This window comes from Micromonospora sp. C95 (assembly GCF_018070465.1).
In the GTDB taxonomy this organism is placed as follows: Bacteria; Actinomycetota; Actinomycetes; order Mycobacteriales; family Micromonosporaceae; genus Micromonospora.
Genome location: NZ_JAGPXT010000011.1, coordinates 18,081 through 43,372, shown reverse-complemented (window position 1 = coordinate 43,372; position 25,292 = coordinate 18,081). Strand labels below are relative to the sequence as shown.

The following is a 25,292-nucleotide window of genomic DNA, read 5'->3' as shown; positions in this document are numbered from 1 at the left end:
GCGCCGGGTCCGGTGCCGGCGCCTCTCGGTGCCTGGCCTGCCGACGCTGCGGGCAGCCGGGCGGGTGGGTCACCCGTCGAGCCGGCGGGCCAGCGCCCGCAGCGTCTCCTCCTCCGGCAGTGCCGCCTCCAGCAGGCAGTCGGTCATCCGCTCGTACCTGTCGACGTCCGTCGCGGTGGTCAGTCGCACGTCCGTGGTCAGCGCCTCCAGCATCACCGTGCGCGGGTCCGCCGGGTCCGGGAAGGAGTAACAGGAGAAGGGGGTCAGCGGCAGTGGGCGGCGGCCCGCACCGACCCGCAGCAGCCGGATCGTCACGTGTGGCAGCGCGGCCAGTTCGAGCAGCTGCTCCAGCTGCTCGCGCCACACCTCCACCGGGTCGTCCCCCGGCGCACAGGCCAGCTCGGTGATCAGCGCCGTGTAGCGGGGCGGTTCGACGCGGCGCAGCACCGCCTGCCGGGCGGCCCGGGCCCGCAGGTCGGCCTCCACGTCCACCGTCTGATCGATGAGCTGACCGGCGACGATGCGCAGTCTGGCGTACGCCGGGGTCTGCAGCAGGCCGGGCACGATCGCCGGTTGGTACTCCACGATGCCCGCCGCGCCGGCCTCGAGTTCGGCGTACGTGCGCTGCCGCTCCCCCATCTCCCCGAGCGACTTCCACCAGCCCCGACTGGTCGCCGCGTCCCGGGCGATGACGATCAGGGCGTCGCGCTGCCCTGACGGCACCTCGTAGACATCGAGCAGGTCGAGCACGTCGGCCAGGTCGGGGCGGCTCTGCCCCAGCTCGATGCGGGACAGCTTGGAGGTGGACGCCCAACCGAGCCGCTCACACACCTGCTCCAGCGTCAGCGCCTCCCGCCGGCGTAGCTGACGCAGCTCGGCGCCCAGTCGCGCACGTCGAATGACCGGACTCGTTGGCAACGGCATCCCTGCCTCCCACCGAGGGAGAGTACGCACGGCGATCACTTAGTGCAATAGGACGCTCGCATTCCGCTATTTCCCCACCGTAGGAAGTGGATCGTCCACCGGCGGGCCTACCGCACGCCGGCGGCGTCCATGCCCCGCAACTCCTTCTTGAGGTCGGCGACCTCGTCGCGGATCCGGGCGGCCAACTCGAACTGCAGCTCCCGGGCGGCGGCCAGCATCTGATCGTTGAGCTCCTGGATGAGCTGCGCCAACTCGGCCCGCGCCAGGCCCTCCCGCGCCGGGGTGGCCGCGCCGCCCCGAGCCCGGCTGCGGGTCTCCTTGACCGGCGCCTTGCCCCGGGACAGCTGCCGCACCGCACCGCCGACCCGGGTCGCCTCGGTGTCCTCCGCCTCACGGTAGATGTCGTCGAGGATGTCGTGAATCTTCTTGCGCAGCGGCTCCGGACTGATGCCGTGCGCCTCGTTGTGCGCGATCTGCTTGGCCCGCCGCCGGTTCGTCTCCTCGATCGCGTCCGCCATCGACGGGGTGACCTTGTCGGCGTACATGTGCACCTGGCCGGAGACGTTACGGGCCGCCCGGCCGATGGTCTGGATCAACGACCGGCCGCTGCGCAGGAAGCCTTCCTTGTCCGCGTCCAGGATCGCCACCAGCGACACCTCGGGCAGGTCGAGGCCCTCCCGCAGCAGGTTGATGCCGACCAGCACGTCGTAGTCGCCACGGCGCAACTCGCGCAGCAGCTCCACCCGGCGCAGCGTGTCGACCTCGGAGTGCAGGTAACGCACCCGGATGCCGTTCTCCAGGAGATAGTCGGACAGGTCCTCGGCCATCTTCTTGGTCAGCGTGGTGACCAGCACCCGCTCGTCGCGCTCGGTGCGCAGCTTGATCTCGTGCATCAGGTCGTCGATCTGCCCCTTGGTGGGCTTGACCACCACCTCCGGGTCGATCAGGCCGGTCGGACGGATCACCTGCTCCACGAACTCGCCCTGGGCGTGCTCCAGCTCCCACGGACCGGGGGTCGCCGACAGGAAGACCATCTGACCGACCCGCTCCAGGAACTCGTCGAACCGCAGCGGCCGGTTGTCGGCGGCACTTGGCAACCGGAACCCGTGGTCGATAAGCATCCGCTTGCGCGAGGCGTCGCCCTCGTACATGCCGCCGATCTGCGGGATGGTCACGTGCGACTCGTCGACGACGGTGAGGAAGTCGTCGGGGAAGTAGTCGAGCAGGCAGTGCGGCGGGCTGCCGGGCAACCGACCGTCGATGTGCATCGAGTAGTTCTCGATGCCCGAACAAAAACCCACCTGCCGCATCATCTCGATGTCGTACGTGGTGCGCATCCGCAGCCGCTGCGCCTCCAGCAGCCTGCCCTGCCCTTCCAGCTCGGCCAACCGCTCGCCCAGCTCGGTCTCGATGTCACGGACCGCCCGTTCCATCCGCTCCGGCCCGGCCGCGTAGTGCGTCGCCGGAAAGATCAGCAGATGGTCGACCTCACGCACCACGTCACCGGTCAACGGGTTGAGGTAGTAGAGCTTCTCCACCTCGTCACCGAAGAGCTCGATGCGCACGGCGAGTTCCTCGTACGCCGGGATGATCTCCAGCGTGTCGCCGCGGACCCGGAAGGTGCCGCGCTGGAAGGCCATGTCGTTGCGGGTGTACTGGATGTCGACCAGGCGACGCAGCAGCTGGTCCCGGTCGAGCTCCTGACCGACGGCGACCCGCACCGCGCGGTCGAGGTATTCCTCCGGGGTGCCCAGCCCGTAGATGGCCGAGACGGTCGCGACCACCACCACGTCACGCCGGGTGAGCAGCGACATCGTCGCCGAGTGCCGCAGCCGCTCGACCTCCTCGTTGATCGAGGAGTCCTTCTCGATGTACGTGTCGGTCTGCGGGATGTACGCCTCGGGCTGGTAGTAGTCGTAGTACGAGACGAAGTACTCCACCGCGTTGTCCGGCAGCAGCTCGCTGAACTCCTTCGCCAACTGCGCGCAGAGCGTCTTGTTGGGGGCCAGCACCAGCGTGGGACGCTGCAGCCGCTCGATCAGCCAGGCGGTCGTGGCGCTCTTGCCGGTGCCGGTCGCGCCGAGCAGCACCGTGTGGCGGTCGCCGCGACGCACCCGCCGCTCCAGGTCGTCGATCGCCGCCGGCTGGTCACCGGCCGGCTGGAAATCACTTATGACCTGGAAACGGCCGTCGAGCCGGGGTATGTCGAGCGCCATGTCCTCAACGGTACGCCGGGGCTCCGACAGTCGGTCCCGGTCCGCACCGGCCACCCGACCGACCGACCGGACGGCCGACGGCGGTGGACGCCGGCTCGGTGCGGACGGTGGGTCGCCTCGCGGATCCTCCCCGCCCACCCTGGCGACTACGTGCGGCATCTGATCGGCTTCGATATTCGCATTGTGTGGTCCTTCTCACCCGGCTACGCTTTTCCCGTAGGCCGCTCGCGGCGGCCGACCGGGCCGGTGGCGGGCCGCACAGGTCCTGCCACCCCCGGCACCGAGGGTCGCAGCACCCGGCATGCCTGGCGTGCGCACCGGACGTGGTCGCGCGGATCGCGCTGACCGGCCGCCGCGAGCGCCCCTGCTCGTCACTCCCGCGCGGTCCGCGCCGTTCATCCTCTCGTGGAGAGCAGCTCACAACCGCCGTCCGACAGCCGTCGCCGCCCACCCGACGCGCCGCGCACCGACCCGACCCGAGCCGCCACCCCGACCGGCGGCGGCAGCCCGGCCGGCACCGGTCACGCCGGGCCGACGGGCCACGCCCGTACGCACGCCCGCCGCCACCACGCGGTCAACCGCCGCCACCGGGCCGGTCTCGCGCCACCCGCGGTCCTCAACCTGGCCGGCACCGCACCGGCGCAGCCACGGCCGGGCGTCCGCCGGGCCGTGGTCTCCGGCGGGCTGCTCGACCTGGCCGCCGGGAACCGGGCCGAGGAGGAGGAGCTGGCCGGCGCGACCACCGAGCCCGACGACCCACGGCGGGTGCCCAACCGACGACGCCGCCTCACCCTCGCCGGGCTGGCCCTCACCGCGGTGCTCTCCGCCGTGATGCTGGTGGCCACGCTCATCAACTGGACGCCGGACGGCCCGCCGCCACGGGACCTGACCTCGACCGAACGGGAACGCCTGGCCGCCATGCGGGTGACCAACTACCGGGAGTTGCGGGCCGGCTTGCACATCACCGCCGGCACCGGCGCCAGCCGCACCGACCTGCTCGGCTGGGTCGACTGGGCCCGGGGGCTGGCCTACCTCGACGTGGGGGGCCCGGGCGCGGGCGCATCGCGCGGACTGGCCCAGGCCACCCCCACCGTGCTGGTGATCAGACCCGACCCGACGGCCGTACCGACGCCCGCCATGCCGCCCCTGGTGCCACCGGCCGACGGTTGGCGGCTGCCCGCCGACCCGGATCTCGAGCCGCTGCTCGGGCTGATCTTCGCGCTCGCCGCCGACCGGCCCGACCCGGCGGACCGCTGGGCCGGCCGCTGGGTGGGCCGGGAGCACCTCCACGGGGAGCCGGTCGACGTGCTGGAGGTTGCCGCGCCGGACGCCGGCGCACCGGCGAGCCACACCCCCGGTGCCGGCGCGTCGGACACCGCCATCCCGACCCGCTACTGGCTGGACCGGGCCGGCCGGCTGCACCGGGTACGCACCGGTCTCACCGGGATCGGACCGGTCACGGTGACCCTGAACCGGGCCGACCGTCCGACGCTGCGACCCGTCGAGGCGCTCGGCGGTCGCCCCGGCCTACCCCGCGCCCTGACCGCCGCCGAACGGGACCGCTGGCGCCGCATGCCGTCCCGCCTGAGCACGGTCGGCGGGGCCACGGCCACCCTGGCCGTGCCCGTCGCCGCCGGCACCAACCTGCGCGGCAGCGGCTGGCTGAGTTGGACGGCGGGCAGCGCGTACCTCGCTGTCACCGACCTCGACGCGGACGGACGACGCACCCTGGTCCGCCACCTCGGCCGCAAGGTCACCCGGATCGACGACGCCGGCGGGTCGGCACGTGCGCCACTGCCGCCACCGGCCGCCGGTTGGCGGGCGGGAGCGCATCGCACGCAGGCCGTCGACCCGCTGGTGGCCGCCGCGCTGCGGGCCGATCAGCGCTCCGACGCGGGCAGGACGGAACGGGTACGCGGCGACAGCCTCGCCGGTACCACCGTCGACGTGGTGCAGGTCGACAGTGGTACCGGGCCGCTGCGCTACTGGGTCGACCGGTCCGGCCTGCTGCGCCGGCTGGAACTGCCGACCCGCTCCGGTGCCTGGGCGCAGCTGGACCTGGTCCCGGGCCGGGTACCACGGCTGACGCCCCCGCGAAAGCGCTGACCGGGCCCCCACCGGCGCCGGGTGCGCCCCAGCGGACCGTGCCGCGCCGCTCAGGGGCGCCAACCGGTGCGGGCGGCCCACTCCTCCGCCCGGAGGTGCTCCTCGTCGAACCACGGGTCCTTGGCCGTGGCGTACGCGCCGCTGTCCGGCGCGGACGCCGCCAGTTCCCGCTTGAGCACCAGGTACGCGCCCCGCCGGTCGGGGTCGGCGCGCAGGTGGTCGCGCATCAGCAGGGCGTACCGCCAGCCGGGTGACCCGGTCACCCGCAGGTGCAGATGCACCGGTCGGGCCGGGTCGGCGTTGCCGTGCAGCCGCTTCGCCCACCGGTCGCCACCGGCTGGTCGGGGGCTGTCCCACCAGTCGCCCGGCAACCGGGGGAAACCGGCGTCGGCCAGCCGCTCGGCCAACACACCGTCGGCGTCGGCGAGGGACGGCACGCCGAGCTGGATGTCGATGACGTCCTTGGCGGCCAGCCCGGTCATCGCGGTCGAGCCGATATGGTCGATCCGCAGGTCGGCGGGGGCGATCGCGTGCCGGATCCGGTCCGCCAGCCGGGCGTACTGCTGGGGCCAGGTCGGGTTCGGCTCGACAAGCGTCACCCGGCCCGCCCGCACCGCCCGCCGGTGACGCACGTTGTCCTCGAAGGGCACCAGCCGATGGCGCCAGAGCGCGTCGACCGTCACATGCAGGTCGTCGAGGGTGCCCTCGTTGGTCAGCAGCACGTCTGCCGCCGCCGCGCGGCGGGCGTCGTCGGCCTGGGCGGCGATCCGGCGCTGCGCCTCCGCCCGGCTCATGCCCCGGTCGCGGGCCAGCCGCGCCAACCGCGTCTGCACCTCCGCCTGCACCACGACCACCAGGTGGTACGTGGGCGCCAGTCCCACCTCGACCAGCAACGGGACATCGTTCACCACCACGGCGTCCGGCGGGGCGGCGGCGGTCAGTTCCACGGTGCGGGCCCGGACCCGACCGTGAATGATCGCCTCCAGCCGGCGCCGGGCCGGCTCGTCGGCGAACACCAACTCACCCAGGGCAGCCCGGTCCAGGGCCCCGTCGGCGTTCAGCACCCGGTCGGAGAAGGCGGCGACGACCTCGGCGAGACCCTCGGTGCCGGGCGCGACCACCTCCCGGGCGAGCTGATCGGCGTCGATGAGCACCGCACCCCGCTCGACCAGCCGTCCGGCCACCGCGCTCTTGCCCGAACCGATCCCGCCGGTCAACCCCACCCTCAGCACGGCACCCAGTCAACCCGATCACCCCACCCCCGCCAACCCCACCCACCCGACCCCACCCCGCCCACCCAGCGTTGATCATGAGGTTGGCAGTAGTTGTTGATCTTCAAAGGGCTGTCACCCTCATGATCAACGGGTGGGACGAGAGGGGGCCCCGCCCTGACCCGGAGTTTCGGAGTCGGGGCGGGGCCCGTCGTTCTCAGGCGACACGTTCAGGTTGCGTGCGGGCGTTGGACGCCGAACCTGAGGGGTCCCAGGATCACTTGCCGCCGGCGAGCTTCTCCCGCAGTGCGGCGAGCGCCTCGTCGGTGGCCAGCGTGCCCGCCGGCTCCTCGGCCTGGCGGCTCGGGGCCGCGCTGGTCGAGGAGGTGGTGGTGCCGCCAGCGGTGGGGGCCGGCTGCGGGTTGGCGGCAGCCTCGGCCTCGGCGGCCCGGGAGGTCTGCACCTGCTTCTGGTGGGCCTCCCAACGCTGCCGCGCCTCGGCGTACTGGTTCTCCCAGGTCTCGCGCTGCTTGTCGTACCCCTCGAGCCACTCGCCCGTCTCCGGGTCGAAGCCCTCCGGGTAGATGTAGTTGCCCTCGGTGTCGTAGGTCGCGGCCATGCCGTAGAGGGTCGGGTCGAAGTGCTCCTCGCCCTCGACGAAGCCCTCGTTGGCCTGCTTGAGCGACAGCGAGATCCGGCGGCGCTCCAGGTCGATGTCGATGACCTTGACCATGACCTCGGAGCCGACCTGCACGACCTGCTCGGGGATCTCCACGTGACGCTCGGCCAGCTCGGAGATGTGGACCAGACCCTCGATGCCGTCGTCCACCCGGACGAAGGCGCCGAACGGCACCAGCTTGGTGACCTTACCCGGCACGATCTGCTGGATGGCGTGGGTGCGGGCGAACTGACGCCACGGGTCCTCCTGGGTCGCCTTCAGCGACAGCGAGACCCGCTCGCGGTCCAGGTCGACGTCCAGAACCTCGACCTCGACCTCCTGGCCCACCTCGACGACCTCGGACGGGTGGTCGATGTGCTTCCAGGACAGCTCGGAGACGTGCACCAGGCCGTCCACCCCGCCCAGGTCGACGAAGGCGCCGAAGTTGACGATCGAGGAGACGACGCCCTTGCGGACCTGTCCCTTCTGGAGCTTGTTGAGGAACTCGGTGCGCACCTCGGACTGCGTCTGCTCCAGCCAGGCCCGGCGGGACAGCACCACGTTGTTGCGGTTCTTGTCCAGCTCGATGATCTTGGCTTCGAGCTCGCGGCCGACGTACGGCTGCAGGTCGCGCACACGGCGCATCTCGACCAGGGAGGCCGGCAGGAAGCCACGCAGCCCGATGTCGAGGATGAGGCCACCCTTGACCACCTCGATGACGGAACCGCGGACGACGCCGTCCTCGTCCTTGATCTTCTCGATCGTGCCCCAGGCCCGCTCGTACTGCGCCCGCTTCTTGGAGAGGATCAGCCGACCCTCCTTGTCCTCCTTCTGGAGGACAAGGGCCTCGATGTGATCACCCACCGAGACGACCTCTGCCGGGTCCACGTCGTGCTTGATCGACAACTCCCGAGAGGGGATGACACCCTCGGTCTTGTAGCCGATGTCGAGCAGGACCTCGTCCCGATCGACCTTGACGACGGTGCCTTCGACAATGTCGCCGTCGTTGAAGTACTTGATGGTCTCGTCGATCGCGGCGAGGAAAGCCTCCTCAGAGCCGAGATCGTCGACGGTGACCTTGGTGGCGCTCGAGGGGGCCTCGATGCTGCTCGTCATGTGGGCGGTTGCTCCGGTCGGATGGTGTGTCACAGCAGGCTGGTGTCGCGGTGACCTGTGCGCGCCAACGGATTTGTCGGCGGGCCCACCTGGAAATCGCTGAACGACATCTTGATGTGACTCCGTCGACCGCGCACCTGCTCCCTGCCGAGGCACACGATCCGCGAGCGCATCGTCTACCCTACCTGCTGCATTACCACAGCGTGCAAGCCCTCCCGGCTACTCGTCGGCGCACCAGCCGCCAAAGCGGAGATTTCGACCAGACACCGCACCGGCCCGCCGCCCGCCACCCCACCGTGAGGGCCTAGCGTGGCCTGGTGAACGACGACGACCGGGTGACCCGGCGCCGGGTGGGTGACGCCGAGGCCCGCAGCGCCAACCGACGGTGGTGGGACGCCGACGCCGACGCGTACCAGGCCGAACACGGCGACTTCCTGGGCGACGTGGACTTCGTCTGGTGCCCGGAGGGACTGCGCGAGGCCGACGCCCGGCTGCTCGGCGACGTGTCCGGGCGGCGGGTGCTGGAGGTGGGCTGCGGCGCCGCGTCCTGCTCCCGCTGGCTGGCCGCCCAGGGCGCCCGCCCGGTCGCGGTGGACCTCTCCGCCGGCATGTTGCGGCACGCGGCCCAGGCCAACACCCGCAGCGGGGTACGCGTACCGCTGGCCCAGGCCGACGCGCTCGCGTTGCCCTTCGCCGACCAGACCTTCGACATCGCCTGTACGGCGTTCGGCGCGGTCCCGTTCGTCGAGGACTCGGCGGCGCTGATGCGTCAGGTGCACCGGGTGCTGCGCCCCGGCGGCCGATGGGTCTTCTCGGTCACCCACCCGATGCGCTGGATCTTCCTCGACGATCCCGGCGAGAGCGGGCTGACCGCCGTGCACTCGTACTTCGACACCCGGCCGTACGTGGAGCAGGACGAACACGGCCGGGCCAGCTACGTCGAGCAGCACCGCACCCTCGGCGACCGGGTACGCGAGCTGGTGGGCGCCGGATTCCGACTGCTGGACCTGGTGGAACCGCAGTGGCCGGAGGGACACGAGGGGATCTGGGGGCAGTGGAGCCCGCTGCGCGGCCGACTCTTCCCCGGCACCGCCATCTTCGTCGCCGAGAAACCGGCCCGCTGAGCCGGCTGTCCCCGACGGCGCCGTGCCGGACAGCCAGTGCGACGCCGCCGTCCCCGGCTGGCGTTACGCTCAGCACATGAGCGCCGAGCCCATCCCGACATCACCTGGCCCCTGGTGTCCGGATCCGATGCGGCAGCAGCGTGCGGACTACACGCTGGAGGACCTGCTCGCCCTGCCGGACGACGCCCCCCGCGTCGAACTCGTCGACGGAGTCATCCACGTGACACCCTCCCCCACCCTGGGCCATCAGGACATCTCCAGCCTGGTATGGCTGTGGCTCCGCGCTCACGCTCCCGACCACCTGCGCGCCGCCCAGGCGGTCGGCGTCGGGCTCAGCCACAACACCAGCCGACAACCGGACGTGCTGCTCTGCCGCGCCGGGCTGCCGTCGGACCGCTCCCGGCTGCGGCCGGCGGACGTCGTGCTGGCCGTCGAGGTCGTCTCGCCGGGTACCCGCCGGGTCGACCGGTTCGCCAAGCCGGGCGAGTACGCCGCCGCCGGCATCCCCTACTACTGGCGCATCGAACAGGATCCGGTGCACGTGTACGCGTACCGCCTCGGCGACCGGATCGGGCCGGGCGGGGAGCGACAGTACGAACTCGTCGCCGACAGCGCCGAGCTGATCGAGCTGACCGAACCGTTCGAGATCAAACTTTCGGTCCGCGACCTCACCACGTAGCTGACCACCGGGCAGACCGGCCACCGGACGCCCGACGGGCGCCACCGTCAGGTCTCCTTCAGTTCACCCGTGCTCCCTACCGTCCGGGCCCATGAGAGGAATCACCACCAGGCGCCTCGGGCGGATCGTCGCCGGTGCCGGCGCCGCCGCCCTGCCCGGCCGCCGGCCTTCGGCACGTCGGAGCACGGCGGCGGCGTTTTCACCGGAGGTGCCCGGGTAACCGGGCGGCATGGCCGACCAGGACTTCCACGAAGGCGACCACGTCTCCTGGGCCAGCCACAGCGGCCGGGCCCACGGTGTGGTCAAGGAGAAGCTGACCGAACGCACCCACGTACGCGGGCACGCCGTGAACGCGACACCGGAGCAGCCGCAGTACCGCATCCGCAACGACGACTCGGGCCGGGACGTGGCCCACCGCCCGGAGGTGTTGCGCCGTGAGCCGTCGTGACGAGCCGGACCAGACCTACCGGGAGTTCACCGAGGCGGTGAACATGAAGCCCGGCGAGCTGTCCACGTGGCTGGACACCGACGAGTCCAAGCATGTCGGCTGGCGGCGGAAGGGCAGCGGCGGCGAGACGGTCGGCCACGAGTCCGGCCGAAGGATCATCGACCTGTTGCGCCGCAAGCGTGGCCAGCTGACCGAGGCCGACTACAAGCACATGCGCAAGGTCGTCGGGTACGTCCGGCGGCACATGGCCCAGCGGCCCAGCGGTGACGTGCGCGACACCCGGTGGCGGTACTCGCTGATGAACTGGGGTCACGACCCGGTCAAGGCACCGCTGCCGCCGCCCGGCGGCCCCTCCCGCAAGGCCCTCGACCGGCACGGCACCCCACCCAAGTCCCGCCGAGGCCCCGCCCGCTGAGACCCAAGACCCCGCGCACCCCACCCACCACCACGCCCGCGCACCAGCAGGCGACAACTTCGGCGAAGTTGCTGGGTCAACCGACCCGCGAGGCAGCAACTTCGGCGAAGTTGCTGGGTCAGCCGGCCCCGCGAGGCAGGAGCTCCCCCGAAACTGCTGACATCAGCGCACGGTTCGCCCGCGGGACCGTGACCGGCACGCGTTCGGTGACCACGTCAGGGTTTCGGGGCAGCCCGACCCGCGCAGGGATCAAGCCTGACCGCCCGGAGCGGGTCGGGCTGCCCCGGAAGGCCTTCCAAGGCCGGCTCAGTGGTCGGCGCTGTTCCAGTCGCGGCCGTCGCCCACCGACACCTCCAGCGGCACCGACAGCGGGTACGCCCCACCCATCTCGCGACGGACCAGTTCCTCAAGCGCCGCCCGTTCGCCCGGTGCCACCTCGAAGACCAACTCGTCGTGCACCTGCAGCAGCATCCGGGAGCGCAGCCCGGCGTCGCGCAGGGCGGTGTCGACGTGCAGCATGGCGACCTTGATGATGTCCGCCGCGGAACCCTGGATGGGGGCGTTGAGCGCCATCCGCTCGGCCATCTCCCGCCGCTGCCGGTTGTCGCTGACCAGGTCGGGCAGGTAACGCCGGCGGCCGAGGATGGTGGAGGTGTAGCCGTCCTGGCGGGCCCGGGCGACCACCTCCTGGAGGTAGTCCCGCACACCGCCGAAGCCGGCGAAGTAGTTCTCCATCAACCCGCGCGCCTCCTCGGCGCTGATGCCGAGCTGCTGGGACAGGCCGAAGGCGCTGAGCCCGTACGCCAGGCCGTAGTTCATCGCCTTGATCTTGCGTCGCTGGTCCGGGGTGACCTCGGCCAGCGGCACGGTGAAGACCGACGAGGCCGTCGCGGCGTGGAAGTCGGCGCCGGAGTTGAACGCCTGGATCAACGCGTCGTCGGCCGAGAGGTGCGCCATGATCCGCATTTCGATCTGGCTGTAGTCGGCGGTCAGCAGGCACTCGAAGCCCTCGCCCACCACGAAGGCGCGGCGGATCCGTCGCCCCTCCTCCGTGCGGATGGGGATGTTCTGCAGGTTGGGCTCGGTGGAGGAGAGCCGGCCGGTGGCGGCCACCGTCTGGTTGAAGGTGGTGTGGATGCGCCCGTCGTCGGAGACGGACTTGAGCAGCCCGTCCACCGTCGACTTGAGCTTGGCCACGTCGCGGTGCCGCAGCAGGTGGGCCAGCACCGGATGCGGGTTCTGCGCGTAGAGCCACTGCAACGCGTCGGCGTCGGTGGTGTAACCCGTCTTGATCCGCTTGGTCTTGGGCAGGTTCAGCTCGCCGAAGAGGATCTCCTGCAGCTGCTTGGGCGAGCCGAGGTTGAACTCCCGCCCGACCGCCTCGTACGCGCCCTGCGCGGCGGCCTTCACCTCGGCGGCGAAGTGCGCCTCCAGTTCCGTCAGGTAGTCGGTGTCCGCGGCGATGCCGGTGCGCTCCAACTGCGCCAGCACCCGCATCAGCGGCAGCTCCACCCCGGCCATCAGCCGGGCCGACTGCTCCCCGTCGCGGGACAGCTCCGCGTCGATCGCGTCGGCCAGGTCGAGGGTGGCGCGGGCGTGCAGCATGAGGTTCTGCTCGGCCTCACTGTTGTCGCCAAGCCCGTCGAGGGTCAGCTGGCCGGACTCCGGTGCGTCGACCCGCAGCTCCCGGTGCAGGTAGCGCAGTGCCAGGTCGGTCAGGTCGTAGGATCGCTGGTCGGGGCGGGCCAGGTACGCGGCGATCTGCGTGTCACGGGCGATGCCGGCCAGTGCCCAGCCGTGCGCGGCGAAGGCGAGCACGGCCGGCTTGCTGTCGTGCAGCACCTTGGGCCGGGTCTCGTCGGCCAGCCACGCCGCCAGCGCCGCCTCGTCGGCGGCTTCCAGCTGAGCCGGGTCGAACCAGGCCGCCGCACCGTCGGCGGTGGCCAGCGCCATCCCGGTGACGGTGGCGGTGTGTCGGCGGTTCGGCCCGGTGTCGAGCTTGACCGCGACGCCGACCCCGGTGCCGGCCGGTGCGTGCGTCGCCAGCCAACCCACCAGCGCCGCGGGCGCGGCCAGCACCTCACCGGTCAGGTCGAAGCCCGACTCCGCCTCCGGCTCGACCGCCTCCAGGTACTGGTAGAGACGGTCGCGCAGGATGCGGAACTGCAGGGTGTCGAAGACCTGGTGCACCGCCTCCCGGTCCCATCCCTGCCAGCGGGCGTCCTCGGGGCGCACCGGCAGCTCCAGGTCGGCGACCAGCTGGTTGATCTCGTAGTTGCGGATCACGTCGGCGAGCCGTTCGCGGAGACTGTCCCCCGCCTTGCCCTTGATCTCGTCGGCCCGGGCGATGACGCCCTCCACCCCGCCGTAGGTGTTGATCCACTTCGCCGCGGTCTTCGGCCCGACGCCGGGGATGCCGGGCAGGTTGTCGCTGGTCTCGCCGACCAGGGCGGCCAGGTCGCGGTAGCGGCCGGGGGACACGCCGTACTTCGTCTCGACCGCCGCCGGGTCCATCCGCGCCAGGTCGGAGACGCCCTTGCGCGGGTAGAGCACGGTGATCTGCTCGTCGACGAGCTGGAAGGCGTCCCGGTCGCCGGTGCAGATCAGCACCGGCATGCCCTGGTCACGGGCCTGGCAGGCCAGGGTGGCGATGACGTCGTCGGCCTCGTAGCCCTCCTTCTCCACCACCGGCACCCGCAGCGCCGCCAGGACCTCCTTCACCAGGCTGACCTGGCCCTTGAAGTCGGTCGGGGTCTCACTGCGGCCCGCCTTGTACTCCGCGTACTTCTCGGTGCGGAAGGACCGGCGGGACACGTCGAAGGCGACGACGATGTGGGTCGGCTGCTCGTCGCGCAACACGTTGATCAACATTGAGGTGAAGCCGTAGACCGCGTTTGTCGGCTGCCCCGTCGTGGTGGAGAAGTTCTCCACCGGCAGGGCGAAGAACGCCCGGTAGGCCAGGGAGTGTCCGTCGACGAGAAGCAGGCGCGGGGTCGTAGCTGTCACGGCTGCGACTCTAGTCCGTACCGCCGACAACAACCGCCCCGACGTGGCCGGCCCGCAGCCGGTGGCCGCCCGGCGAAACCGCAGCTCGGAGCCGAGCGGGAAGGGAACGGGAAGGTCCAGCGGTGATGCTGGCTGGTGGACGTGCGGCGACTTCGGTGACGGGACGCAGGCCGACGGCGACGGCCGACGGCGTCGCGACCCGCCCACCGGCCGGTGTCCTCCCGCGCGAGGCACCGTCACGACCGCACACACGGCGAAGGGCCATTCGGGGGCAGGCGGGCCCCACAGGTCCGCCCGCAGCGTCCTTCGCCGACAACTCGGCGCGGGGCCGGCCCGGCGCAGGCCGGCCCCGCCGGTGCCGGACGTCTCGCCCGGCACCGGTGGCGTTCGCCCATGTTCGCGGTGTCCCGGCAGCCGCGTTTCCGACTGGTCCTACACTCGCGGCGAGTCCCGTTCGCCGCGCCACAGAGGACGTCCTTGGAGCTACACCTGCTCGGTCCCGTCGAGATCCGGCACCACGAGCGGCCCGTCGCCGTCGGTCGCCGGCTGCACCGCCTCCTGCTCGGGATACTCGCGCTGCGCGCCAACACCCTCGTGTCGACAAGTGAACTCGTCGACCTGCTGTGGTCCGCCCGAGCACCGCGCACCGCCCGCGCCATGGTGCACTCGCGGGTGTCCGAGCTGCGCACCGCCCTGACCGCCGCCGGCATCGGCGACGAGCAGCTGACCATCCTGACCGACGGCAGCGGCTACCGGATGCTGCTCGATCCCACCACCGTCGACGTGCACCGGTTCCGGCTGCTGGTGGCCCGCGGCTGCACGACCGACGGGGCGCTCGACTGGCCGCAGCGGCGAGACCTGCTGCGCGAAGCCGTCGCCCTGTGGCGCGGGCCGGCCTTCGGCGGGTGGCTGCCCCGCCAACCGCCACCACCCGAGGTCGAGTCGCTCGAGGATGCCCGGTTGACCGCCCTGGAGCAGCTCTTCGAGGCCGAACTGAACACGGACGCCGACACCGGCGTGCTCGTCGAACGGCTGGGCCCGCTCGCCACGCAGCATCCCAGCCGGGAACGCTTCACCCTGTCGCTCATGCGGGCCCTCGCCGCCAGCCACCGCCCCGGCGACGCACTGCGGGCATACGAGCAGCACCGGCGCTGGCTCGCCGCCGAACTGGGCGCCGACCCGAGTGACGAATTGCGGCAACTGCACCTCACCCTGCTACGCGCCGTCGAACCGGACGGATCGCCGCCCGCCGCCACCCCGACGCTCCCGCCGGGACCGGCCGAACTGCCCGCGGAGCCGGGCGGCTTCGTCGGGCGGCGGGCCGAGCTGACCCACCTCGACGCCGCCGTGCGCACCGGCACCCGTACCGTCGCGCTCGTCGGTCCCGCCGGGGTCGGCAAGACCGCGCTCGCCCTGCGGCTCGCGCACGCCCGGCTGCACCACCGGCCCGCCGCCCACCTGTACGCCGACCTGCGCGGCACCGGCGAGCCGGTCGCCCCCGCCACGGTGCTGGAGCGGTTCCTGCGTGCCCTCGGCGTGCCCGGCGACGCCATTCCCGCCGACCTCGACGAGCGGGCCGCCCGCTACCGCTCCGAACTGGCCGGCCAGCCGGTGCTGATCCTGCTGGACAACGCCGCCTCCTCACACCAGGTCCGCCCGTTGCTGCCCGGCGCCGGCGACAACCTCGTGCTGATCACGAGTCGGCGTCGCCTCGACGGTCTGGTCGCCACCCACGGCGCCACCCAGGTCGTACTCGCCCCGCTCACCGAATCCGACGCACAGGATCTCCTCCGGCAGGGACTCACTCCCGCCGCGCGGGACGAGCCGGCTGACCTGCGCCGGATCGCCGAACTGTGCGACCGGCTGCCGCTGGCGCTGCGGATCGCCGCCGCGCGGCTCGGCGAGTTCGGCGGCGGGGTGGCCCTGGCCGGGCGGCTCGCCGCCGAGGGCGACCGAATCGGCCTGCTGACCGCGGAGGACGTCTCGGTCCGCGCGGCCCTGCAGGTCTCACTCACCGCGCTGGACGGCCCGAGCCGCACCATGTTCCACCTGCTCGGCGTACACCCGGGGCAGCGTCCCAGCACCGACGCCTGCGCGGCGCTGGCCGGGCTGCCACCGGCCGAGACCCGGGACCTGCTCCGCCGGTTGGCCGCCGTCCACCTGGTGCGCTCCGTCGACGGCCGGCACCAGATGCACGACCTGGTCCGGCTGTTCGCCGCCGAACAGGCCGCGGCCGACCCGGCCGCGGCGTCGGCGGCACTGGAGCGGGCGCTCACCTTCTACCGGGACACCGCCGCCGCGGCCGACCGCGCGCTGCGCCCGGCGGAACGGCCCAACTTCGACACCGCCGGGTCCCCCGTACGCTTCACCGACCTGCCGGCCGCGCTGGCCTGGCTGGACGCGGAGGCCGACAACCTGGTGACGGCCGTCGAGCGGGCCGAGGCGGACCATCCGCAACTCGCCTGGCAGATCGCCGCGGCCATGTACGGCTGGCTGTTCCGCCGCCACCAACGCGACCGCTGGATCGACCTGTACTCACGCGGGGTCCGGGCCGCGCGGCAGGTCGGCGACGCCCGGGGCGAGGCGATGCTCAGCGGCCGGTTGGCGATCCCGCTCAGCCTGCTCGGCCGGCACGACGAGGCAGCCGGTCACTGCACCCGGGCGTACGAGCTGCGGGTCGCCGAGGGCGACCGGCTCGGCGCGGCCACGGCGCTGCTGAACCTCGCGGCGATCGAGAACAACGCCGGGCGCCCCGCCGAGGCGCTCCGGCGGCTCACCCAGGCCGAGGAGCGCAGCCGGGGCCTGCCCGACGCCGGTCACCTACGGGCCCTGGTCGCCAGCAACCTGGGCGAGGCCCACCAGCTCGCCGGACGGCTCGGCCGCGCGGTGGAGCACTACCGGACGGCGTTGGCGCTCGCCGAGGCCCACTGCGGGGCCCGGGACATGGCGGAGATCCTGGTCGGGCTGGCGCGGACCCACCGCCGCGCCGGGCAGCCGGAGGAGACCCTACGGCTGGGACAACGCGCTGTCGAGCAGGCCCGGCTGGCCGGGGACGTGCTGATCGAGGCCGAGGCACGCGAGGAACTGGGTCACGCCCACCTGGCCCGACGCGAACGCGCTCAGGCACTGACGGAGCTGAGCTTCGCACTGCGGACGTACCGGGAGAAGGGGCACCGAGGTACCGCCGAGCTGACCAGCCACCTGGCGGAGCTGACCCGCTCGAAGCCCGACTGACCGGGCCGGAACAGCACGAGGCCGGCCGGTGGTCCCCCACCGGCCGGCCCGCGACGCGACTCAGCTCAGGCCACGCCCAGGTACGCCTCCTTGACCGACGGGTCGTGCAGCAGATCCTGCCCGGTGCCCTCCTTGACGATCCGGCCGGTCTCCAGCACGTACCCCCGGTGGGCCCGGGAGAGCGCCTGCTGGGCGTTCTGCTCCACCAGCAGGATCGTGGTGCCCTGCTGGTTGATCTCCGTGATGATGTCGAAGATCTGCTGGATGATCATCGGAGCGAGGCCCATCGACGGCTCGTCCAGCAGCAGCAGCTTGGGCCGGCTCATCAACGCCCGACCCACCGCGAGCATCTGCTGCTCGCCGCCGGAGAGCGTGCCGCCATGCTGGCGGCGCCGCTCGGCCAGCCGGGGGAACAGCGTGAAGACCCGGTCCAGGTCAGCGGCGATCCCGGCGTGGTCCCGCCGGGTGTACGCCCCCATGTCCAGGTTGTCCAGCACTGTCATCCCCGGGAAGATGCCGCGTCCCTCGGGCGCCTGGCAGATACCCCGCCGCACCCGCAGGTCGGCCCGCAGGTTGGTGATGTCCTCACCGTTGAACCGGATCGAACCCAGGGCCACCGGCCGGAGTCCGGAGATGGCCCGCATCGTGCTGGACTTACCGGCACCGTTCGCGCCGATGAGCGCGACCACCTCGCCTTCCTCGACGTGCAGGCTGATGCCGTGCAGCGCCTCGATCCGGCCGTAGCGCAGTGTCAAGTCGTCGATCTCAAGCAGCATCTGCGGGCTCCCCCAGGTAGGCCGCGATCACCTTCGGGTTGTCCCGCACCTCGGCGGGGGAACCCTCGGCGATCTTCTTGCCGAACTCCAGGACCACGATCCGGTCGGTGACCCCCATGACGAGCCGCATGTCGTGCTCGATGAGCAGGACCGTGAACCCGCGGTCCCGGATCTTGCGGATCAGGTCCAGCAGTTCCTCCTTCTCCGCCGGGTTGAACCCGGCGGCCGGCTCGTCCAGGCAGAGCAACTTCGGCTCGGTGGCCAGGGCTCGGGCGATCTCCAACCGCCGCTGGTAGCCGTACGGGAGGTTGCGCGCCAGGTCGTTGGCCCGGTCGGCGATGCCCACGAACCGCAACAGCTCAAGTGCCTTGCGCTCGCCGGCACGCTCCTCGAGGGTGTGCCGGGAGATGCCGAACACCTGCGCCGACGACCGACGGACCTGCTGCCAGAAGCGGACCAGCCCGTTGGTCGAGTCGACCACCGGCAACTCCTCCGGCCCGGGCTTGACGCGGTAGAGCCGGAACAACGCCCCGATCACGCTCGTGTGGTGCCGAGAGTCGGCACCCACCAGGACGTTCTCCAGCGCGGTCATCTCCGGGAAGAGGCGGATGTTCTGGAACGTCCGGGCGATCCCCATCCGGTTGATCCGGTGCGGCTTCCGACCGCTCACCTGCTCCCCGTCGAACCGGACCTCGCCCGAGGTCGGCCGGTAGACGCCGGTCATGGCGTTGAAGCAGGTGGTCTTGCCGGCCCCGTTCGGACCGATCAACCCGATGATCTCACCCTTGTAGATCTGGAAACTCAGGTTGTCGAGCGCCACCACCCCACCGAACCGGAGCGTGACCTGGTCCACCTCGAGCAACACCTCGCGCGGGGCGGCGTCCTCGGGCGACGTCATCTGCTTAGGCAACATTGACGGCAGCCTCCTTCGCCCGGTCCTGCAACTCCCGCGTTCGCCGCCGGCTCGGCAGCAGACCCTGCGGCCGTAGCAACATGATGAGCACCAGCGCCAGCCCGAAGGCCAGCACCCGGTACTCCGAGAAGTCCCGGAACCGCTCCGGCAGATAGGCGAGCAGGAAGGCACCGAGCGCCACGCCCGCCATGTTGCCGGACCCGCCGACCACCACCATCGCGACGAACAGGATGGAAAGCTGGACGTTGAAGGTCTCCGGCTGGATGAACGTCGACCGGCTGGCGAAGAGCAGACCCGACAACCCACCCAGGGCGGCGCCGATGGCGAACGCCCACAGCTTGAACTTGAACGGGTAGACGCCCATGACCGCGGCGGCGTCCTCGTCCTCCCGGATGGCCAGCCACGACCGCCCGACCCGGCTGTGCTCCAGCCGGCGGACCAGCAGGACCATCAGCAGCACCACGGTGAGCGCCAGCCAGTACCAGGGCTCGATCTTGAGTAGCCCGAAGACCGTGTTGTCGGCCGACGGCGGCCCCTCCGGACCCGGGATGCCCGCGACGCCCTGCGCCTGGCCGGCCCACCCCGAGTTCTTGGCCACGATCCGGATGATCTCGCCGAAGCCCAGCGTGACGATGGCCAGGTAGTCACCCCGCAGCCGTAGCGTCGGCCAGCCCAGCAGCACGCCGGCGACCAGGGAGAAGGCCAGCGCGATCGGGATACAGACCGCCCAGGCGACCGCCCACTCCTCCGACAGGCCGAACTGCCGCTGCATCGACTGCACGACCGGCGACTGGGTCGAGCCGAACAGCGCGACGCTGTAGGCACCCACCGCGTAGAAGCCGACATAACCGAGGTCGAGCAGACCGGCCAAGCCGATCACCACGTTGAGCCCGATCGCGACCAGCACGTACAGGGCGCACACGAAGAGCACCCCGGCCCAGTTCGAGCCGCCGGCGATGGAGTCGGTCCGGAACCAGTCGAGGCCGGGGATGATCAGGTTCGTCCCGGGGATGTCACCCAGGAACGGCAGGTAGTAGAGGAACGCGAGCCCCGCCAAAACCCCCAGCCAACGCTGCCAGCGGGGCAGCGCCCGCCAACGGTCGGCCATGCCGCCCAAAGCGTGTCGGCGCCGCTCGTTGAACTGTCGCAGTGCCTCTGTCATGCCCTCGCCTTTCCGAGAGACTCACCGAGCAGACCGGTCGGGCGGAAGATCAGCACCACCACGAGCACCACGAAGGCGGCCACATCCTCCCAGGTCGACCGAGTCAGCGTCGCGGCGTACACCTCGATCACACCGAGCAGCAGGCCACCGAGCAGCGCGCCCCGCAGATTGCCGATGCCACCGAGCACCGCGGCGGTGAACGCCTTGAGCCCGATCACGAAACCGATGTCGAACTTGGTGATCCCGTACCGCATGTTCCACAGCAGCGCGGCCGCACCCGCCATCAGTCCACCCAACACGAAGACCAGCATGATCACCCGGTCCTGGTGCACCCCCATCAGCGCCGCGGTGTCCGGATTCTGCGCCACCGCGCGCACCCCCCGGCCGTACCGGGTCCGGTTGATGAACTGGTCCAGCCCGTAGAGCATCACCAGGGCCGACACCACCATGATGATCTGCACATTGGTGATGTTGGCGCCGGCCACCGAGATCACCGTCTCCTGCTTCAGCATCGCCGGGATGCCGATCACGAGCCGGTTCTCGCTGAAGCCGCGCCCCGAGAAGAACCCCGCCATCCACAGCGCGTAGATCTCCACCAGGACGAGCGAGACACCGATGGCGGTGATCAGGAAGATCAGCGGCGGCGCGTTCATCCGACGTAGTCGCCGGTACGCGACCCGCTCGACGGTCAACGCCGTGGCACCGGAGGCCGCCGCGCCGACAAGCAGACCGATGAGCAGGTAGACGATCGCCATGCCGATCGAGGGTGTGTCGGTGATCCCGAGCAGCGACCAGGTACCGAGAATCGCGAACGTGCCGACCATGAAGATCTCGGAGTGCGCGAAGTTGATCAGACGAAGCACACCGTAGACGAGTGTGTACCCCAGTGCGACGAGGGCGTAGATGGCCCCTTTGGACAACCCGTCCACCGTGTGCTGGGCCAGGTTGCCGAACAAGGCATCGAAATTCACGGGTTTCTCCCTTGGCACCGTCGCGCGGCCGGGGAAAAGACCCCGGCCGCGCAACGGTCATCCTGGCTCAGCTGAGCTTGATCTCCTGCTGGGCCGTGATCGCGCCATCCTTGATCTCGTAGGCCCAGATCACCACCCGGGACTTGTCCACGTCACCGGTCGGGTCGAACTTGAGGTACTTCGAGACGCCCTCCTTGTCGTAGGCGTCCACCCACTCCAGGAGGTCCTTACGCGTGGTCTTGCCCTCGGCCAGCCCCTCGATCAGCACCTGCGCGGCGTCGAAGCCCTCGGCACCGTAGGAACCCGGAGGCGCGCCGTACTCCTTCTCGTAGTCGGCGGAGAAGGTGCCACCGGCCTTGTCCGGCGGCAGGCACGGGCAGGTCACGATCGCACCGTTGGCGCCGGCACCGGCACCCGACGGGAAGGCCGGGTCGTACAGACCGTCGAAGCCGAGGAAGGTCGCCTCGATGCCGGCCTCCCGCATCTGCTTCAGCAGCGGGGCGGCCTCGTTGGTGTAACCACCGTAGGCGACCGCGTCCGGCGCGGCAGCCTTGATCTTCGAGATGGTGGCGGCGAAGTTGACCTGCTTCTCCTGCACCTGGTCGGTCCCGCCGGCCAGGTCACCGAGAGCCTTGGTCAGCTCGTTGGCGATACCGGCACCGTAGGTGGTGCCGTCGTTGATCACGAAGACCTTCTTGGCCTGCGCGATGTCCCGGAAGTAGACGGCCGCGGCGGCACCCTGGGTGGCGTCGTTACCGACCACCCGGTGGAACGCCTTGTTGTCGCCGGCGGTCAACTCGATCGCGGTCGCCGACGGGCTCACCATCACCATTCCGGCGGCCTCGTAGACGTCCATCGTCGCCTTGGTCTCACCGGAGAACGCGCCACCGATGACGCCCAGGAAGGACTCGTCACCGACGACCTGGTTCGCGACCGGCGTGGCCTGCGTGGGGTCACCCTGGGTGTCGAACTCCTGCAGGGTGACCTGGCAGTCCGCGTTCGCCTCGTTGTGCTGCTTCACGGCGAGCTTCGCGCCGTTGAGCGACGGGATCACCAGACCGGAGTTCGGGCCGCTGAAGGCACCGAAGATGGCGAGCTTGCCACCGCAGTTACCGTCGCCGCCAGCATCGCTGCCCTCATCCGACGCCTGGCAGCCCGCCGCGGCAAACAGGGCTGCCGCCAGCCCGACGGCGCCCAGCGCCCGTACGTACTTACGCCTCACGGCTATTGACCTCCTCCAGATACAGGGCTCGGGCGCACCCGGGGCAGCGTCACCGGCCAGCTCGGCGGTCACCACCCAGGCGTGAATCCGCACACCTGCGTTACGGCTCGTGATGGCGGAGCGTACTGCGTCCCTAAACCGTCCCGGAAGCCCCGCGAGCCACGCTTGCCAAACCGTTACGAACACAAGCGCCGATGCGACCGCCCCCGTAACAGCGCCGACCCACGCTCAGCCCGGCAAACCCGACAGCCCGAAGGCCGCACCGGCCGCACCGTCGTCAAGCACCAGCAGCAACCGGCCCGGCGTCCCGAACACCGCCACCGAGCTGACCGGCCCGGCCGGCACCTCCCTCGGCAGCACCGCCCGCCGCCACGAGACACCGCGGTCCGCCGAGCTCCACAGGGCATGGCGTACACCGTCCGTGACCACCGTCACCAGCTGCCCGTCGAAGGTCGACAACCCCCGCACGGCGGGCACGCCGGACGACGCGGCCACACCGAACCCACCCGCCCGCTCCCAGCCACCGGGCCCGACCCGCCACCCGCCGAAAGCACGACCGCGCAGGCCGACCGCCACCGGCCCGCCACCGACCCGCACCACCCGCTGCAACTCGTCGTACTCGTCGGTGCCCGGCACGGGCTCCCGCTGCCAGCTCCGGCCGTCCGACGAACGCCATGCCAGCGGATCCCGATCGATCCGGCCAGGGCCGATGATCCCGCCCACCGCCAACCAGCCGCCATCCACCGGCGTCGCGTCGAACAGCCAGGTGACCCCCCGCTCATCGGTCGCCAGCCCCGGCACGCCCGCAAGGATCTCGAAGCCGTCCGCCGCACCGGAGAGCCAGACCGCCGCACCGCTCACCCGGTTGCCCACGATCATGAAGTTCGACTCACCGGCGACCATCCGCGCCACGTTCACCGCCTGCGGACCGCCGTAGAGCTCGAACCCGGCCCGAACCTCGACCAGCGCACCGTCCGCACGCCGCACCCAACTGCTCACCCGCGGATTCGCGTGCGCACCGCCGCTCTTCGCGCCGACCGCGGCGAAGCGGCCGCCTCGGCAGGCGACCGAGTACAGGATGTTCTGCCGGCCGTAGTAGGAGTCCGCCACGATCCGAACCGACTCCCAGGACACCCCGTCGGCGCTCGTCCAGGCCGCCGGCCGGGTCGCGTCACCGGGACCACCGACCGCACCGACGATGTACCAACGCCCGCCGCAGGCGGTCACGTCGCGGAGCATCAACCGGCCGGGTGCGCCCGGTGGGGCGGGCAACGTCAGCTCCCGCCAGTCGGGCTGCAGCGGTGGCGCTTCGTCAGGTCCCGGCGTACCGGCCCGACAGCCCGTCACCAGCAGCAGGGAGAGGATGACGAGGGCAGCGGTACGCCGCAGAGCTGGTGCGAAGGCACGGCGCGGCCGGGCTGTCACGTCGACCCGTCCTCGGCGCATGCCCGATGGTATCGGCGCCGCAGCCCTCTGGCACCGGGCCCGATCGGGCCTACTGGGCCGGCTCGGCCACCTCACCGCCAGCGGTCTCGGCGAGGATCCGCTCGGAGACCTCCTTCATGGTCATCCGATGGTCCATCGCGGTGCGCTGGATCCACTTGAACGCCTGCGGCTCGCTCATGTTGTAGGCGGTCATCAGCGCGCCCTTGGCCCGCTCGACGGTCTTGCGGACCTCCAGCCGGTCGGTCAGCCCGGCCACCTCCGCCTCCAGCGCGGCGATCTCCGAGTAGCGGGACAGGGCGATCTCCACCGCCGGCACCAGGTCGCTCTTCTGGAAGGGCTTCACCAGGTACGCCATCGCACCGGCCGCCCGAGCCCGCTCCACCAGGTCACGCTGGCTGAACGCGGTCAGAATGATCACCGGAGCGATCCGGGCCCCGGCGATCCGCTCGGCGGCCGCCAACCCGTCCATGATCGGCATCTTGATGTCGAGGATCACCAGGTCGGGCTTGAGATCCTCGGCCAGCCGGATGGCGGCCTCGCCGTCACCGGCCTCGCCGACCACCTCGTAGCCCTCCTCGGCCAGCATCTCAGCCAGATCCAGCCGGATCAGCGCCTCGTCCTCGGCGATCAGTACCCGCCTGCGCGCGGCATCCGTCTGCGTCTCGGCCACGAGCCACTCCCACCCAGTCTTAGCCTCGACACCCGCGGTACCGGGTGTCGCCGCTCCTAGCGTAGTGGGTAACCTATGGGGCGACGCGACAGGCGCTGAGCGAGTAAGTCCCCGTATTCCAACCGGTAGAGAAACGGAGCTCAAACCTCCGACAGTGTGGGTTCGAATCCCACCGGGGACACCGAAAGTGTCGTACGGACGTTCGACAATGACGCCATGCATCCGCCCGATGTGCGTGCACGCGCACGCGGCTTATACCTGGCTGGTGCGACCGTCGCAGAGGTTGCCAGGAGCGTCGGCCTGCCCTATGCCACCGTGCGTCACTGGTGCAGGGATCGGCCAACGTCAAAGATGAGCACCACCGCCTTTCGCTGCTTCCGCTGTCGCACCCAAGTCGAAAACCCGACAATCGATGCCGACTACGCCTATCTGCTCGGTTGCTACCTCGGCGACGGGCACCTGGTAACCTCCGCGCGGGTGCCGGTCCTTCGGATCTCATGCAGCAACGCCTGGCCCGGTCTGATCGACGCCTGCGAGGCGGCCATGCGAGCGGTGCTCGCGAACAAGGTCCAGCGGGTTCAGCAGCAAGGTTGCGTCAGCGTGCAGAGCTATGGCACGCACTGGCCCTGCCTGCTGCCACAACATGGGCCCGGCAAGAAGCACGAACGGCGGATAGTTCTCACCGACTGGCAGGAGCGCATCGTCCGGGCGGTTCCCGGTGACTTCCTGCGCGGCCTTTTCCACTCCGACGGCTGCCGGGTCGCGAACCGGGTCACCGTCCGCGGCAAGGTTACGTCTACGTCTACCCGCGCTACATGTTCGTCAATGAGTCCACCGACATCATGGGACTCTGCCAGTGGGCGCTTGACCTGCTCGGCATCGGCTGGCGGATGAACCGGCCGAACTGCCTCTCAGTCGCCCGCCGCGTGGCGGTCGCCGCGCTCGACCGCCACGTTGGCCCGAAGTCGTGACCTATCCGGAACCATCGGCCGACG

The 25,292-nt window shown here is 71.1% G+C and carries 19 protein-coding genes, 1 tRNA gene and 1 pseudogene; 9 read left to right on the top strand and 12 right to left on the bottom strand.

Annotated features, from left to right (window positions below; translation table 11 throughout):
• Positions 1–69: 69 nt before the first annotated feature.
• Positions 70–924 (bottom strand): helix-turn-helix transcriptional regulator, encoded by an 855-nt coding sequence (locus KBX00_RS15340; RefSeq protein WP_210827444.1) that lies wholly within the window; start codon positions 922–924, stop codon positions 70–72.
• Between the two features lie 107 nt (positions 925–1,031).
• Positions 1,032–3,140 carry an excinuclease ABC subunit UvrB gene (gene uvrB, locus KBX00_RS15335; protein WP_210827442.1) on the bottom strand — a complete coding sequence of 703 codons (2,109 nt, stop codon included), beginning with the start codon at positions 3,138–3,140 and terminating at the stop codon, positions 1,032–1,034.
• Between the two features lie 405 nt (positions 3,141–3,545).
• Between uvrB and KBX00_RS15330 the strand changes: the two genes are divergently transcribed.
• Positions 3,546–5,246 carry a hypothetical protein gene (locus tag KBX00_RS15330; protein WP_210827440.1) on the top strand — a complete coding sequence of 567 codons (1,701 nt, stop codon included), beginning with the start codon at positions 3,546–3,548 and terminating at the stop codon, positions 5,244–5,246.
• 50 nt (positions 5,247–5,296) lie between these two features.
• On the opposite strand, the gene coaE is transcribed toward KBX00_RS15330, so the two are convergent.
• Both coaE and rpsA read right to left on the bottom strand, forming a co-directional pair.
• On the bottom strand, positions 5,297–6,478 hold the full coding sequence (gene coaE, locus KBX00_RS15325) for a dephospho-CoA kinase (RefSeq protein ID WP_210827438.1): 1,182 nt from the start codon (positions 6,476–6,478) through the stop codon (positions 5,297–5,299).
• 256 nt (positions 6,479–6,734) lie between these two features.
• Positions 6,735–8,231 (bottom strand): 30S ribosomal protein S1, encoded by a 1,497-nt coding sequence (rpsA, locus tag KBX00_RS15320; RefSeq protein ID WP_210827436.1) that lies wholly within the window; start codon positions 8,229–8,231, stop codon positions 6,735–6,737.
• A 317-nt stretch (positions 8,232–8,548) separates the two neighbouring features.
• Here rpsA and KBX00_RS15315 point away from each other — a divergent pair, with 317 nt between their 5' ends.
• From KBX00_RS15315 to KBX00_RS15300, 4 genes are all read left to right on the top strand, one after another.
• The gene (locus KBX00_RS15315) at positions 8,549–9,355 is read left to right on the top strand and encodes a class I SAM-dependent methyltransferase (RefSeq protein WP_210827434.1); all 807 of its coding nucleotides are present in this window, start codon (positions 8,549–8,551) and stop codon (positions 9,353–9,355) included.
• A 76-nt stretch (positions 9,356–9,431) separates the two neighbouring features.
• The gene (locus tag KBX00_RS15310) at positions 9,432–10,034 is read left to right on the top strand and encodes a Uma2 family endonuclease (protein WP_301547997.1); all 603 of its coding nucleotides are present in this window, start codon (positions 9,432–9,434) and stop codon (positions 10,032–10,034) included.
• Positions 10,035–10,263: 229 nt separating this feature from the next.
• On the top strand, positions 10,264–10,482 hold the full coding sequence (locus KBX00_RS15305) for a DUF2945 domain-containing protein (protein ID WP_210827432.1): 219 nt from the start codon (positions 10,264–10,266) through the stop codon (positions 10,480–10,482).
• Positions 10,469–10,897 (top strand): DUF3140 domain-containing protein, encoded by a 429-nt coding sequence (locus KBX00_RS15300; protein ID WP_210827431.1) that lies wholly within the window; start codon positions 10,469–10,471, stop codon positions 10,895–10,897. Before KBX00_RS15305 ends, KBX00_RS15300 begins: the two co-directional genes overlap by 14 nt.
• 306 nt (positions 10,898–11,203) lie before the next feature.
• Here the strand turns inward: KBX00_RS15300 and polA are convergent, their stop codons facing one another.
• The gene (polA, locus tag KBX00_RS15295; protein ID WP_210827430.1) at positions 11,204–13,903 is read right to left on the bottom strand and encodes a DNA polymerase I; all 2,700 of its coding nucleotides are present in this window, start codon (positions 13,901–13,903) and stop codon (positions 11,204–11,206) included.
• 477 nt (positions 13,904–14,380) lie between these two features.
• Here polA and KBX00_RS15290 point away from each other — a divergent pair, with 477 nt between their 5' ends.
• On the top strand, positions 14,381–17,137 hold the full coding sequence (locus tag KBX00_RS15290) for a BTAD domain-containing putative transcriptional regulator (RefSeq protein WP_210827429.1): 2,757 nt from the start codon (positions 14,381–14,383) through the stop codon (positions 17,135–17,137).
• A gap of 65 nt (positions 17,138–17,202) precedes the next feature.
• On the opposite strand, the gene KBX00_RS15285 is transcribed toward KBX00_RS15290, so the two are convergent.
• The 7 genes from KBX00_RS15285 to KBX00_RS15255 form a co-directional block, all read right to left on the bottom strand.
• Positions 17,203–17,913, bottom strand: coding sequence for an ABC transporter ATP-binding protein (locus tag KBX00_RS15285; RefSeq protein ID WP_164448323.1), 711 nt, complete (start codon positions 17,911–17,913; stop codon positions 17,203–17,205).
• Complete coding sequence (locus KBX00_RS15280; protein WP_210827428.1) at positions 17,903–18,826, bottom strand: ABC transporter ATP-binding protein; 924 nt, start codon at positions 18,824–18,826, stop codon at positions 17,903–17,905. Before KBX00_RS15280 ends, KBX00_RS15285 begins: the two co-directional genes overlap by 11 nt.
• Entirely contained in the window at positions 18,816–19,988 is a 1,173-nt protein-coding gene (locus KBX00_RS15275) for a branched-chain amino acid ABC transporter permease (RefSeq protein ID WP_210827427.1), read from the bottom strand. Before KBX00_RS15275 ends, KBX00_RS15280 begins: the two co-directional genes overlap by 11 nt.
• Complete coding sequence (locus KBX00_RS15270; protein ID WP_164448326.1) at positions 19,985–20,959, bottom strand: branched-chain amino acid ABC transporter permease; 975 nt, start codon at positions 20,957–20,959, stop codon at positions 19,985–19,987. Before KBX00_RS15270 ends, KBX00_RS15275 begins: the two co-directional genes overlap by 4 nt.
• Positions 20,960–21,026: 67 nt before the next feature.
• Positions 21,027–22,181 (bottom strand): branched-chain amino acid ABC transporter substrate-binding protein, encoded by a 1,155-nt coding sequence (locus KBX00_RS15265; RefSeq protein ID WP_210827426.1) that lies wholly within the window; start codon positions 22,179–22,181, stop codon positions 21,027–21,029.
• A 228-nt stretch (positions 22,182–22,409) separates the two neighbouring features.
• Complete coding sequence (locus tag KBX00_RS15260; protein ID WP_210827424.1) at positions 22,410–23,627, bottom strand: hypothetical protein; 1,218 nt, start codon at positions 23,625–23,627, stop codon at positions 22,410–22,412.
• A gap of 49 nt (positions 23,628–23,676) precedes the next feature.
• Entirely contained in the window at positions 23,677–24,297 is a 621-nt protein-coding gene (locus KBX00_RS15255) for an ANTAR domain-containing response regulator (protein ID WP_210827421.1), read from the bottom strand.
• A 107-nt stretch (positions 24,298–24,404) separates the two neighbouring features.
• On the opposite strand from KBX00_RS15255, the gene KBX00_RS15250 reads away from it, so the two are divergent.
• The 3 genes and pseudogenes from KBX00_RS15250 (at position 24,405) to KBX00_RS29325 (ending at position 25,268) form a co-directional block, all read left to right on the top strand.
• Positions 24,405–24,478 (top strand) — tRNA-Leu (locus KBX00_RS15250).
• A gap of 35 nt (positions 24,479–24,513) precedes the next feature.
• A pseudogene (locus KBX00_RS29840) lies at positions 24,514–24,582 on the top strand (hypothetical protein); the annotation flags it as partial.
• A gap of 530 nt (positions 24,583–25,112) precedes the next feature.
• Positions 25,113–25,268: a hypothetical protein gene (locus tag KBX00_RS29325; RefSeq protein ID WP_301547996.1), complete on the top strand. Its 156-nt coding sequence runs from the start codon at positions 25,113–25,115 to the stop codon at positions 25,266–25,268.
• Positions 25,269–25,292 lie beyond the last annotated feature (24 nt).